Origin of the sequence: Pseudomonas sp. GM48 (assembly GCF_000282335.1) — a bacterium.
Lineage (GTDB): Bacteria > Pseudomonadota > Gammaproteobacteria > Pseudomonadales > Pseudomonadaceae > Aquipseudomonas.
The window spans coordinates 1-12,487 of the sequence record NZ_AKJM01000124.1 but is presented as its reverse complement, the minus strand read 5'-3'; the positions used below and the strand labels follow the sequence as shown (position 1 = coordinate 12,487).

Genomic DNA, 12,487 nt, shown 5'->3' with positions numbered 1-12,487 from the left:
GCAATCCATCCCCGGCCAACCGTGGTTTCTGAATCCTCGATAAAAACAACATGAGGAAAGCGCAACATGAACAAGCCCTATGAGCAAACCCTTAACGCCCCCGACGGCGGCTTCATGCAACGCCTGCGCAGCCTCTGCGCCTACGAAATCGGCGTCATCCCGCTGCCGATTTTTCTCGGCATTGCAGTCATCGTTTATCTCTCTGCCCATCTGGGTTTCCTGCCCAAGAACATGATCGGCGGGCTCGCCGTGATCATGACCATGGGCGTGTTCTTCGGCCAACTTGGCTCACGCCTGCCGATCCTCAAGGATATCGGCGGCGGCGCGATTCTGTGCCTGATGCTGCCGTCGATCCTGGTGTTCTACGGCTTCTTCGGGCCGGCGACGATCGACGCCACCAAAATGCTCATGAAAGAAGCCAACTTCCTGTACTTCGTGATCGCCAGCCTGGTGGTCGGCAGCATTCTGGGGATGAGTCGCTTCATTCTGGTCCAGGGCATGCTGCGGATGTTCATTCCCTTGCTCGTCGGCACCCTGGCCGCCGTTGCCAGCGGGTTGATTGTCGGCAAATTGGTGGGCTACAGCTTTCACCACACGTTCTTTTTCATCATCGTGCCGATCATTGGCGGCGGGATCGGCGAAGGGATTCTGCCGCTGTCGCTGGCCTACTCGGCGATCCTCGGCGGCACCCCGGATATCTACGTGGCTCAACTGGCGCCCGCCGCCGTGGTCGGCAACATCGTGGCGATCATCTGTGCCGGTTATCTGGCGCGCCTGGCCCTCAAACGCCCGAGCATCAATGGCGAAGGCTCGCTGATTCGCGCCAAGGACGAGAATGACCAATTCCTGGTAAAGGAAGACGCAGGCTCTCTCGTCGACTTCCGCGTCATGGGTGCCGGGGTGCTGCTGATCTGCGCGTTCTTCGTCCTCGGCGGCCTGCTGGAAAAAGTCGTGGGCATTCCCGGTCCGGTGATGATGATCCTCGCGGCAGTACTGTTTAAGTACCTTCGGGTGCTGCCGGAGAAACTCGAGAAAGGGGCCAACACCTTTTACAAATTGGTGTCGTCGGCGTTCATCTGGCCGGTCATGATCGGCCTGGGCATGCTCTACGTGCCACTGGACAGCGTGGTGAAAGTGTTCTCGGTTGACTATGTGCTGGTGTGCGTCTCGGTGGTGGTGTCAATGACCGTGGCCGGCTTTTTCATTGGCAACCTGATGAAGATGTACCCCATCGAATCGGCCATCGTGACGTGCTGCCATAGCGGCCTGGGTGGCACCGGAGATGTGGCGATCCTGTCGGCTTCCAACCGCATGTCGCTGATGCCGTTCGCGCAAATCTCCACGCGCATTGGCGGTGCCTCGACGGTGATTCTGGCGACGATTCTGTTGCGGCTTTTTGTTTGAAGAGATGCTGCTGACACGGGTGTTCGCTTCTGCAAGAGAACACCCTTTCCATCACTTGAAAAAATCACTCGGCGTCTTGCCGAACTGCTTCTTGAACATGGTAGTGAACGCGCTCGGACTGTCGTACCCCAGCTCCCCGGCAATGTCGATGATCTTCTCCCCGACGGCTATTCGTTCCAGCGCCAGCAGCAGGCGCGCTTGCTGGCGCCATTGGCCGAAGGTCATGCCGGTTTCCTTGCGGAACCTTCGCTGGATGGTTTTGGCGTCGAGGTTCAACCGGGCGCTCCAGTCCGACAACGTCGAGCCATCCCCGGGATCACGCTGCAACGCGCTACAGATCTGGTTGATACCTTGATCGGTGGGCTGCGGCAGGTTCAATGGCAAGGTTGGCAGGATCGTCAATTCATCCAGAATCAGGCGCAGCACCCGGGCTTCCCGTGAATCCGGATCGCAGGAAAAGTCGAAATCGACCGAGACCTTGATCAGCTCACTCAGCAATGCGGAAACACTCACCGCCCGGGTTTCAGCGGGCAGATCCAGGCTCGCGTCAGGGCGCACAAAAACGCTGCGCATCTTGATCGCCCCCACGCAGCGAATCGAGTGCACTTCCCCACTCGGCATCCAGATGCCGCGACTCGGCGGCACCGTCCATTGGCTGGTGGCGGCGTGCACCACCATCACGCCTTCGATGGCATAGATCAGTTGATGCTTTTCATGGGAGTGCGGCGGGATGAACCAGTTTTCCGGGTAGTCGGTCGCGCTGCTGCGAACGCTCCAGCCGCCCTGGTCGATCTCCGCAAGAAATGAGTGCAATGGCTTGATCATGATGCCCTTTTTGCGATGGTACGTGCCCGAGCTGCGCGAGACGGGCGACTTCACGGCCCATAGGATAACGCCGAACCCTGAAATGGGCTGCGCCTTGCGTTCGCAGTTCGCGTTTTTTATCCGGAAGATCGCCCATGTCGACCACCACCCTCAGTTCACCGTCATCCACCGCTTCGGCGGCCAGTCAGGCCAGCCCCCTGGTCATGCGCGTCATCGGCGCCTGTGCGCTGGCGCACCTTATCAACGACCTGATCCAGGCCGTGCTGCCGTCGATCTACCCGATGCTCAAGGCCAGTTATGGCTTGAGCTTCACTCAGGTCGGCCTGATCACCCTGACCTTCCAGCTCACTGCTTCACTGCTGCAGCCGTGGATCGGTTTCTACACCGACCGACACCCCAAACCGTGGTTGTTACCGGCTGGAATGGTCTGCACCCTGATCGGCATTCTGATGCTGTCAATGGTCGGCAGCTTCCCGGCGATTCTCGTGGCCTCGGCATTGGTGGGCGTCGGTTCGTCGACCTTTCACCCGGAGACCTCGCGGGTGGCGCGCCTGGCCTCGGGCGGTCGCTACGGTTTGGCGCAGTCGACCTTTCAGGTCGGCGGCAACGCCGGCAGTGCCTTCGGCCCATTGCTGGCCGCCGCGATCATCATTCCCTATGGCCAGGGCAATGTCGCTTGGTTCGGCCTGTTCGCGGTGTTTGCCATCCTCGTTCAGTACGGCCTGAGCCGCTGGTACCGCAATCACCTGAACCTGTTCAAGCTCAAGCAAGGCAGCAAGGCCACCCACGGCCTGTCGAAACAGCGGGTGACGTTCGCCCTGGTGGTACTGGCGCTGCTGGTATTCTCCAAATACTTCTACATGGCCAGTTTCACCAGTTACTTCACCTTCTACCTGATCGAGAAGTTCGACCTGTCCGTAGCCAGTTCGCAGTTGTACCTGTTCCTGTTCCTCGGTGCTGTCGCGGCGGGCACATTCTTTGGTGGCCCGATCGGCGACCGGATTGGCCGCAAGCAGGTGATCTGGTTCTCGATCCTAGGCGCAGCGCCGTTCACCCTCGCCCTGCCCTACGTCGACCTGTTCTGGACGGGTGTGTTGAGCATGATCATCGGCTTCATCCTCGCCTCGGCGTTCTCGGCCATTGTGGTCTTTGCCCAGGAACTGGTGCCCGGCAACGTCGGCATGATCGCCGGGGTGTTCTTCGGCCTGATGTTCGGTTTCGGCGGGATCGGTGCGGCACTGCTCGGGCATCTGGCGGATATCCATGGTATCGAGTACGTCTATACCTTGTGTTCGTACCTGCCGCTGCTGGGAATTCTGACGATCCTGTTGCCTTCGACCCGGAGTGCTCACTGACGGATTCAGCCGATCACTTTTGCTACCAACCTTGTAGCACTCGGTAACACCTGGCCCTGTGGCGGTGCGTCCTTTCCTCGACGTGCCGCCACCCACCCCGCTGTACACGGGCAAACCCGCCATGGCGTACTTTGTGCATCCACAGGCCATCCTCTTCTGCCTGTAGTCGCCATGCGCCCCAAGGAACTGAAACTCTGGACCACCGGTGTCGCCCACCTGCTCGACCTGCCTGCCGGGCATGCGCGGCTGTCGGGGTTGAGCCATTGGCTTCGACAAATCTGCCCGGTCGATCATTTCGTGTTGTTTGTCTACGAAGGCAATCACCGGCCACTGGCGTTGTTCGATACGTTTTCGGCGGACAAGCGTGCGGTGTATGTCGACGACTACCAGTGCGGGCCTTACCTGCTCGACCCCTTCTACCTGGCCTGCACCCGTGGCCAGGCACCGGGACTGTGGCGCCTGCGCCAGTTCGCCCCCGACCACTTCTACCTTGGCGAGTACTTCCTGACCTATTACCAGCAAACCGGACTGGCCGAGGAAGTGGCGTTTTTCGTCGATCTCGGAGGTGGCGCCATGGCGGTGATGTCGCTGATGCGCTCCAGTGCCAGTTGCGCCTTCAGCCGGGACGAAATGCAGTTGGTCGAATGTGCGCAAGCGGTGGTCGAGCAGGTCATCAACGAAGCCTGGCGCTTGCGCCAGGCCCAGCAACCGCGCCCGGCACAAGACCTGGACTTCAAGATCCGCGAAGCCTTCGACCACTTCGGCGCGCACATCCTCACCGGGCGCGAGCAGGAGATTGTCCAGTTGCTGTTGCGCGGCCACTCCAGCGCCTCGGTGGCCGAACAACTGAACATCAGCCCCGGCACGGTGAAGATTCACCGCAAGAACATCTACGCAAAACTGGGGATTGGCAGCCAGTCGGAGCTGCTGGGGTTGTTCATTCGGGAGCTGACGGAGGATCCGTTGCAGGCCCCCGGCCTCAAGCTGCAAGCCTGATACCTGTCGGCTAGCACAACCCCCTGTGGGAGCGGGCTTGCTCGCGAAAGCGATATTCCAGTTGCCATATCAGTTGCCTGACACACCGCTTTCGCGAGCAAGCCCGCTCCCACAGGTCTATCGGTGATCTGGAGATTGTGGTCAGGGCGGATCAAGCTGATCCAGTGCGCGGTTCACAGCCAGTTCGCCCAGCATGATCACCTGCGCAATGCCCAACAGCGCATTGCGACTCGTCCCCTCCAGATGATCCACCAGATCGTTGGCCATGACATTGGCCGACGCCAGCGACTCGCAGGCATGCACCAGCAAGGTTTCAGTATTGAGTTCGGGATTGACGATGAACATCGTGCTGGGTTTGTGAGGGGTGGCCATGATGTCGGGACCTAGGTTGAAGGCGCGCTCGCCGGCTTCGTGGAGCTTGTTTGAATCGAGGCTTTCGGACGGGGATGCCGGATCGGTGTCCGGCGGGTTGGGTGTGACTTTGAACATAGTGAAACTCCTTGTACCGTAAAAAGGAGCCATCACTTCACGCTACCAAACGTTGGGTGGTGGCCATACGCAGGTTGGTAGACCGGGTACAAGGACCGGCGCACCCGAAGGCGCCCTGTGCATGGCCACCATGTAGCAGAGCAGAAAAAACGCTGCTGATAGTGACGCATTGCACCTTGTAAACCGGGCTACCAAACCCAATCGCTGTTGTTATTCAGCGACCGGCAAACGATAAGACCCGACCCCAAGGCGCACAAGCCGGCGGATTCTGGCGTACCTGTAGGCAATGACGCAAGGTGTTGTAGCTTGCGGGAAGTAACGCTGACAGCGACTAAACACGAACATCTCAGCCGTGAATTTACGCGATCCACTTGCGTTGAAATTCTTAGGGAAGCAGAGGAAATATCCGACGTACTTTTAAGGTTGGCGGTCGGAAGCGTGAGTATTAACTTGGCCGCTCTCAACCTTCAGGGTGAAACGATTACATGCGAGAGACAAGGGTCGACAAAGTCAATTGCCCGGATGGCGACATTTGGCGTTATGATCACGTCAAATGTCGCATGGAGGTAATCTGTATGCCCGCTGTCAGACCCACAGAAAATAAAGTCGTTGGGACGGAGACAAAGCGTCTCGCCCGCAAGCCGACTGAGGTGCTGCTACATGGCCGTAGTGGCGATACGCGCATGTTGATCATCCGATACACCCAGGAAGGCTTTGATCTGAGCGACGTCAGGGACATGATTTCCATATCCGGCCTGTACATGGAGCACGACCTTGTTCAGCGCATTACCGGGAAATCCCTCAGAACTGTGCAGCGCTTGGCAAAGGAGACCCAGCCAGTTCGGCTGAACCAGCAACAAAGCACCGTCGCCTTTCAGTTTGCACAGGTACTCGAGCACGCCATCAATGTGTTTGGCGATCAGCAGTTGGCTGAGGACTGGCTGAGAAAACCCTGCAAGTACCTGGAGGGTCATATACCGCTGGAACTGATCGACAACTCGCTGGGTTTCCAGGTGGTAGAGGACTATCTGACGCGAATTGAACACGGGGTTTATCAATGAATCCTTTGCCTTGGGATGGGAAGTGGCACGCTTGGCGTCTGGACCGTGCAGTTTTCAAGGACTCATGGGATAGCGGCATTGGTGCGCAACAATCCGGCGGCCGATGGAACCCTCCTGGCCGCCGGGTTATTTACGCTTCGGCCGACCCGGCTACTGCGATTTTAGAAGTCGCCACCCACGCAGGCTTCGATACGCTCGACAGCGTGCCTTATGTGCTGACGTGTTTCGAAGTGCTGGATTCGAATGTCATCAAGGTTGTTCAGCCCGAAGATGTGCCGAACCCGAACTGGCTCATTCCGTCTGAACTTTCACCCAATCAACAGCATTTTGCTGATGAGCTGCTAGCCGAACACCCATTCGTGCTTATCCCGTCTGCGGTTACCCGCCACTCCTGGAACCTGCTGGTTAGCTGTGATTTGGCAGCGGATCAATTCAAGCTTGTTTCGCAGGAGCGTTTTGGACTGGATACCCGCTTACTGAAATGAATGAGAGTGTCGACTTTGCCCATCAGAACCTCAAATGCAGCCAGTCGCGTGTGATCTCTACACTTCACACCCACTGAACACTTGCTCCACTCCTCCTATCCCCCAAGGGATATATACACCGCAAAACCCCGATTGCTAGTTTGGCCCCCGACGCACTGATTCATCACTGCAAGGGAGCCCGCCTCGTGAACAACAGCGTGAACGACAACCCGCCAAGCGATATCGAATTCTACAATGTGGTCAAACGCTATGGCGAGGTGCAGGCCGTCAGCGGTCTGAATTTCGCGGTGCGGCGTGGCTCGTTTCATTCCTTCCTCGGCGGCTCGGGCTGTGGCAAGACCACTACCCTGCGCATGATCGCCGGCTTCGAGCAGCCCACCAGCGGTGAAGTTCGTCTGGCCGGCAAGAGCGTGGCCGGTGTGCCGGCCTTCGAGCGGCCGGTGAACATGGTGTTCCAGCATTACGCGCTGTTCCCGCACCTGACCGTGGTGCAGAACATCGCCTACGGCCTGCGCTATCGCACGCCGCGCCCGGACAAGAAACAGCAACTGCGCATGGCCGATGAGGCGCTGGAAATGGTGCGTCTGAGCGGCTTCGGCCAACGCAAGCCGAGCGAACTGTCCGGCGGCCAGCAACAGCGCGTCGCCCTCGCCCGCGCCTTGGTCAACAAGCCGACGGTGTTGCTGCTCGACGAGCCACTGGCTGCGCTGGACCGCAAGCTGCGCAAGGAGATGCAATCGGAGTTGCTGCGTTTGCAGCGCGAAGTCGGCATCACTTTCGTGCTGGTCACCCACGACCAGGAAGAAGCCCTGTCGATGAGCGACAGCATCAGCGTGATGCACAACGGTTCGATCATCCAGACCGCCACCCCGGAACAACTCTACGAAGCCCCGGCCAGCCGTTATGTGGCGGATTTTATCGGTGAGTCCAACCTGTTCGACGGCACCGTGCGCCAACTCAACGGCAACTCGGTGGTGCTGCGCACCGAGCAAGGGCTGGAACTGACCAGCCCGCTGACGCCTACCGGCAAAGCCTTGAGCGCCAACGCCGCCGGCTGCATTGCGGTGCGCCCGGAGTTGATCAGCATCGCCGGCGCCCATGCCGAGATGAGCCGCGAGGTGAAGCTGCCGGGCTGCGTCGAAGACCGCATTTACCTGGGCAACTCCACCGAATACCGCGTGCGCACCCAGGCCTTCGGCGTGGTCTGCGTGCGGGTGCCGCGCCAGCAGGATCACGGCACCAATGCATTCGAACACGGCGCGGCTGTGCGCGTCGGCTGGGATCACGCCAATGGCCTGGCCATGGCGTTGTAAATCATCGATTCGTTTCATCAACCGGATGTGGAGCGTGTTATGGACCAGAAGACCTTTATCAAAACCCTGCGCAGCTGGCAGAACGGCTCGATCAGCCGCCGCGAGTTCCTTGGCCGCACCGGTCTCGGCATTGCCGCCGCCGTGGTCGCCACCAACATGCCCGGCCTGCTGACCTCCAGCGCCGAGGCGGCCGAGCAGGCCAAACTCGGTGATCGCCTGTCGCTGGCGACTTGGCCGAACTACCACAGCCAGGAAAACCTCGACACCTTCGGCAAGTCCACCGGCGCCCGGGTGTCGATGAGCGTGTTCGGTTCCAACGAAGAGATGCTCGCCAAATTGCAGGCCGGTGGCAGTGGCTGGGACGTGCTGGTGCCGACCAACTACACCATCAGCACCTACGTCGGGCTGGGCCTGATCGAACCGCTGGACCTGTCGCGCATTCCCAACTTCGACGCCTCGGCGTTCCAGCAGAAATTCATGGCCCAGGGCACGGTGGACGGCAAGGTCTACGCGGTGCCGAAAAACTGGGGCACCACCGGCATGCTCTACGACACCGGCAAACTGAAAAACGGCCCGACCAGCTGGAAGGAATTCTGGGTCGCCGCCCAAGGCCCGGCCAGTGGCCGGACGATGGTCCACGACTATCAGCTGACCGCCATCGGCAATGCCCTGAAGAGCTTCGGCTACAGCTTCAACTCCCTGGACCCGAAAGAACTGGCCGACGCGGAAAAACTGCTGATCGAGGTCAAGCCGCACCTGTTCGCGATCAACTCCGACATTCAGCCGTCGATGCGTAGCGGCGATGCCTGGCTGGCGATGTCGTGGACCGGCGACGCCTCGCAACTGCACCGCGACAACGCGCAAATGCAGTTCGAACTGGGCAAGGAAGGTGGCGAGTTGTGGAGCGACTTCTTTGCGATTCCGAAAAGCTCGGAGCACAAGGACGCCGCCTACGCGTTCATCAACTACCTGCTCGATCCGCAGCGCAACAAACTCGAAGTGCTGAGCCACGGTTACCCGAGCGGCGACAAACGTGTCGACGCGCTGCTGCCTGTGGCGATGCTCGACGATCCGATCATGTACCCGGCCGCCGAGGCCCTGAGCCCGCTGGAGTTCGGTGCCGCCGCCACGCTGACCAGCCCGGCCCGCGCCGAACTGATGGCGCGCTTCAAGTCCGCCTGATCGCCTGACCATGGCCAATGAGGAGTCATCCATGAATGCCGCCGCCCACCCGCAAACGGTGCAGCCGGGCCATGCCCTGGCGGTCGAGGTTCGCCAACGGCGCAGCCTCGGCCGACGCATCACCCTGCTGATGCTCTTGCCTTCGACCCTGTGGTTCCTGCTGCTGTTGTTGATGCCGCTGGTGATCATCCTGGTCTTCAGTTTCGGCGAGCGCAGCGCCGTAGGCGGTTACGCCGGTGGCTTCACCCTGGCCAACTACCTGAACCTCGGTTCTCGCGGCGCGGCATTCAGCAACACGCTGATGCTCGCGCCGCTGGGCACCTTGGTGTGCCTGGTGGCGGCCTATCCGCTGGCGTACTTTCTGGCGGTCAAGGTCACCAGAAACCGCTCACTGTTGCTGACCCTGGTGATCGTGCCGTTCTGGACCAGTTTCCTGATCCGCACCTACGCGTGGATTTTCATCCTCAGCGGCAAAGGCATTCCGGCGCTGCTGGCCAGCCTGGGTCTCGAGGATGTGCGGCTGATCAACACGCCGTGGGCGGTGCTGATCGGCATCGTCTACGGCTACCTGCCGCTGATGGTGTTCCCGATCTACGTCAGCCTGGAAAAGCTCGACAAGCGCCTGCTCGAAGCCTCGGCGGATTTGGGTGCCAGCGCCTTCGAAAGCTTGCGCCGGATCACCCTGCCGCTGTCTGCACCGGGAATCATCACCGGGGTGATGCTGGTGTTCATCCTGTTGATGGGCGAGTTCCTGATCCCGGCCATTCTCGGCGGCGGCAAGGTGTTTTTTGTCGGCAACGCACTGGTCGACCTGTTCCTGCAATCGCGCAACTGGCCGTTCGGCAGTGCGCTGGCCATGACGTTGGTGGCGATGATGCTGCTGATCATCGGCGTGTATCTGAAACTGGTAGCGCGCTACGGCGGCCGCCCTGCCGACGGAGGTTTGTGACATGTGGCTGCGCAGCTATTCGACATCGCTGTACCTGTTCCTCTACGCGCCGATTGCCTTGATCGTACTGTTCAGCTTCAACGCCGGGCGCAGTGGCCTGGCCTTCCAGTGCTGCTCGGTGCAATGGTTCGGCACCGCGTTCGGCAACCCGTTCATCATGGAAGCCCTGGGCAACAGCGCACTCATCGCCTTCAGTTCGGCGGTGATTGCCACGCTGTTCGGCACCCTGGCGGTGTTCGGCCTGCAACGTACCGGGCCCAAGGTGCGAATGCTGTTCGATGCGCTGACCTACTGCGCGATCATCGTGCCGGGCATCGTCATCGGCATCTCGACGCTGATTGCCTTCATCAGCCTGTTCGACCTGATCAACCCGCTGCTGGCGAGCTGGCTGCCGACGGTGCCGAAGTTGAACATGGGGTTCTTCACTGTGATCGCCGCGCACTCGTTGTTCACCATGGCCCTGGTGATGGTGATCGTGCGCAGTCGCGTCGATTCGCTGGACAAGGCCTTGCTGGAAGCGTCGGCGGACCTGTACGCGCCACCGATGGACACCTTCTGGCGGGTGACCCTGCCGCAGATCAGCCCGGCGATCATGGCCGGGTTCCTGCTGGCCTTCACCTTCAGCTTCGACGATTTCATCATTGCGTTCTTCGTCGCCGGTTCCGAAACGACGTTGCCGATATACATTTTTTCCTCCATCCGCCGCGGCGTGACGCCAGAGATCAACGCGATTTCCACGGTGATCATCTGCGTGTCGCTGGCCCTGCTGTTCACTTCCCGCCATCTGCAAAACCGCCGCACCGGCGTCCAGGAGTCGCACCATGCGTGATCAGCTTTACATCAACGGCGAATGGGTCAGCCCGGATCTGGGCGGCTATCTGGACGTGATCGATCCGGCCACTGAGCAGGTCTTCCACCGCGTGGCGGCGGGCACTGAAGAGGATGTCGACCATGCCGTGCGCGCGGCCCGTCGGGCCTTCGACAATGGCTGGGGTCTGACCAGCGGCGCCGAGCGTGCGCAGTGGCTGGAGGCCTTGGCCGATGAACTGGAGGCCGGCAAACAGGCACTGGCGGAACTGGAAGTGCGCGACAACGGCAAACCCTTGCCCGAAGCGCAGTGGGACATCGGCGATGCCATTGCCTGCTTCCGTTACTACGCCGGTCTGGCCCGCGATCTCGATCTGCAACAGGATCACCCGCTGGCCTTGCCGGATGAGCGTTTCCGTTGCCGTATCCGCCACGAACCGATTGGTGTGGCCGGGCAGATCATCCCGTGGAACTACCCGCTGCTGATGGCCGCTTGGAAGGTCGCTCCAGCCTTGGCCGCCGGGGCCACGGTGGTGCTGAAACCGTCCGAGCTGACGCCGCTGACCGCTCTGGAACTGGCAGCCGCCGCCGACCGCATCGGCTTGCCGGCCGGGGTGTTGAACGTGATCACCGGCCTCGGCGTCGACGCCGGCAGCCCGCTCACCGAGCATCCGGGCGTGGACAAACTGGCCTTCACCGGCAGCGTGCCCACCGGGGCGAAAATCATGTCGGCGGCGGCGCGGGACATCAAGAACATCAGCCTGGAACTGGGCGGCAAATCTGCGTTCATCGTGTTCGATGACGCCGATATCGAAGCCGCCGTGGAGTGGATACTGTTCGGGATTTTCTGGAACCAGGGCCAGGTGTGCAGCGCCACGTCACGCCTGCTGGTGCAGGAAACCATCGCCCCGCGCCTGATCGAACGCCTGGTGGAAGAAACCCGCAAGATCAGCATCGGCCCCGGTATGCAGCCCGGGGTTCTGCTGGGTCCGCTGGTCAGCCAGGGCCAATACGACAAGGTGCTCGGTTTCATTGACCAGGGCCTGGCCAGCGGCGCCCGTTTGCTCACCGGCGGACAGCGACCGGCGCACTTGCGCGAAGGTTACTTCGTCGAGCCGGCGATTTTCGACGAGCCTGGCCACAGCAGCATTTTGTGGCGCGAAGAAGTGTTCGGCCCGGTGTTGTGCATCAAGCGCTTCAAGACCGAAGAGCAAGCCGTGCAAATGGCCAACGCCAGCCGCTTCGGCCTGGCCGCCGCCGTGATGAGCGTTGATTTGCAACGCACCGCCCGGGTCGCCAACCAGTTGCGCGCCGGGATCGTTTGGGTCAACTGCTCGCAACCGACCTTCGTCGAAGCGCCCTGGGGTGGCATGAAACACAGCGGCATCGGCCGCGAACTGGGCCAATGGGGGCTGCACAATTACCTGGAGGTCAAGCAGATCACCGAGTATGTCAACGACCAGCCGTGGGGTTGGTACCTGAAATAAACAGGTCAACCTCCGCCACCCCAGTGGGAGCGGGCTTGCTCGCGAAGGGGCCGGCACATCCAACATTGATAGCGCCTGACACACCGCTTTCGCGAGCAAGCCCGCTCCCACACTTTGATCGCGGACGGACACAA

12 protein-coding genes are annotated in these 12,487 nt (G+C 60.7%); 10 read left to right on the top strand and 2 right to left on the bottom strand.

What is annotated here, in order from left to right; all coding sequences use genetic code 11:
* Positions 1–66: 66 nt before the first annotated feature.
* Entirely contained in the window at positions 67–1,404 is a 1,338-nt protein-coding gene (locus PMI28_RS05820; RefSeq protein WP_007990519.1) for a 2-hydroxycarboxylate transporter family protein, read from the top strand.
* 51 nt (positions 1,405–1,455) lie between these two features.
* Here PMI28_RS05820 and PMI28_RS05825 read toward each other — a convergent pair whose 3' ends face one another.
* A complete protein-coding gene (locus PMI28_RS05825; RefSeq protein WP_007990516.1) occupies positions 1,456–2,229 on the bottom strand; it encodes an AraC family transcriptional regulator in 774 nt (257 codons plus the stop codon).
* Positions 2,230–2,363: 134 nt separating this feature from the next.
* On the opposite strand from PMI28_RS05825, the gene PMI28_RS05830 reads away from it, so the two are divergent.
* Positions 2,364–3,584: an MFS transporter gene (locus PMI28_RS05830; RefSeq protein WP_007990514.1), complete on the top strand. Its 1,221-nt coding sequence runs from the start codon at positions 2,364–2,366 to the stop codon at positions 3,582–3,584.
* 171 nt (positions 3,585–3,755) lie between these two features.
* Complete coding sequence (locus tag PMI28_RS05835) at positions 3,756–4,580, top strand: response regulator transcription factor (protein ID WP_007990511.1); 825 nt, start codon at positions 3,756–3,758, stop codon at positions 4,578–4,580.
* Positions 4,581–4,721: 141 nt separating this feature from the next.
* Here PMI28_RS05835 and PMI28_RS05840 read toward each other — a convergent pair whose 3' ends face one another.
* On the bottom strand, positions 4,722–5,069 hold the full coding sequence (locus PMI28_RS05840) for a DUF6124 family protein (protein ID WP_007990508.1): 348 nt from the start codon (positions 5,067–5,069) through the stop codon (positions 4,722–4,724).
* 575 nt (positions 5,070–5,644) lie between these two features.
* On the opposite strand from PMI28_RS05840, the gene parS reads away from it, so the two are divergent.
* From parS to PMI28_RS05875, 7 genes are all read left to right on the top strand, one after another.
* Positions 5,645–6,130, top strand: coding sequence for a type II RES/Xre toxin-antitoxin system antitoxin (gene parS, locus PMI28_RS05845; RefSeq protein WP_007990507.1), 486 nt, complete (start codon positions 5,645–5,647; stop codon positions 6,128–6,130).
* A complete protein-coding gene (locus PMI28_RS05850; RefSeq protein WP_007990506.1) occupies positions 6,127–6,615 on the top strand; it encodes an RES family NAD+ phosphorylase in 489 nt (162 codons plus the stop codon). The genes parS and PMI28_RS05850 overlap by 4 nt, the downstream gene beginning before the upstream one ends.
* Before the next feature lie 185 nt (positions 6,616–6,800).
* Positions 6,801–7,928 (top strand): ABC transporter ATP-binding protein, encoded by a 1,128-nt coding sequence (locus PMI28_RS05855; protein WP_007990505.1) that lies wholly within the window; start codon positions 6,801–6,803, stop codon positions 7,926–7,928.
* A gap of 39 nt (positions 7,929–7,967) precedes the next feature.
* Positions 7,968–9,110 carry an ABC transporter substrate-binding protein gene (locus PMI28_RS05860; RefSeq protein WP_007990504.1) on the top strand — a complete coding sequence of 381 codons (1,143 nt, stop codon included), beginning with the start codon at positions 7,968–7,970 and terminating at the stop codon, positions 9,108–9,110.
* 31 nt (positions 9,111–9,141) lie between these two features.
* On the top strand, positions 9,142–10,059 hold the full coding sequence (locus PMI28_RS05865) for an ABC transporter permease (protein WP_007990503.1): 918 nt from the start codon (positions 9,142–9,144) through the stop codon (positions 10,057–10,059).
* 1 nt (position 10,060) lies between these two features.
* On the top strand, positions 10,061–10,888 hold the full coding sequence (locus tag PMI28_RS05870) for an ABC transporter permease (protein WP_007990502.1): 828 nt from the start codon (positions 10,061–10,063) through the stop codon (positions 10,886–10,888).
* Positions 10,881–12,353, top strand: coding sequence for an aldehyde dehydrogenase family protein (locus PMI28_RS05875; RefSeq protein WP_007990501.1), 1,473 nt, complete (start codon positions 10,881–10,883; stop codon positions 12,351–12,353). Before PMI28_RS05870 ends, PMI28_RS05875 begins: the two co-directional genes overlap by 8 nt.
* Positions 12,354–12,487 lie beyond the last annotated feature (134 nt).

Bases quoted from the DNA above. Each gene is read 5' to 3' on its own strand.
- PMI28_RS05820 (WP_007990519.1), top strand. From the start codon at position 67: ATGAACAAGCCCTATGAGCAAACCCTTAACGCCCCCGACGGCGGCTTC.
- PMI28_RS05825 (WP_007990516.1), bottom strand. From the start codon at position 2,229: ATGATCAAGCCATTGCACTCATTTCTTGCGGAGATCGACCAGGGCGGC.
- PMI28_RS05830 (WP_007990514.1), top strand. From the start codon at position 2,364: ATGTCGACCACCACCCTCAGTTCACCGTCATCCACCGCTTCGGCGGCC.
- PMI28_RS05865 (WP_007990503.1), top strand. From the start codon at position 9,142: ATGAATGCCGCCGCCCACCCGCAAACGGTGCAGCCGGGCCATGCCCTG.
- PMI28_RS05840 (WP_007990508.1), bottom strand. From the start codon at position 5,069: ATGTTCAAAGTCACACCCAACCCGCCGGACACCGATCCGGCATCCCCG.
- PMI28_RS05860 (WP_007990504.1), top strand. From the start codon at position 7,968: ATGGACCAGAAGACCTTTATCAAAACCCTGCGCAGCTGGCAGAACGGC.
- parS (WP_007990507.1), top strand. From the start codon at position 5,645: ATGCCCGCTGTCAGACCCACAGAAAATAAAGTCGTTGGGACGGAGACA.
- PMI28_RS05870 (WP_007990502.1), top strand. From the start codon at position 10,061: ATGTGGCTGCGCAGCTATTCGACATCGCTGTACCTGTTCCTCTACGCG.
- PMI28_RS05835 (WP_007990511.1), top strand. From the start codon at position 3,756: ATGCGCCCCAAGGAACTGAAACTCTGGACCACCGGTGTCGCCCACCTG.
- PMI28_RS05875 (WP_007990501.1), top strand. From the start codon at position 10,881: ATGCGTGATCAGCTTTACATCAACGGCGAATGGGTCAGCCCGGATCTG.
- PMI28_RS05850 (WP_007990506.1), top strand. From the start codon at position 6,127: ATGAATCCTTTGCCTTGGGATGGGAAGTGGCACGCTTGGCGTCTGGAC.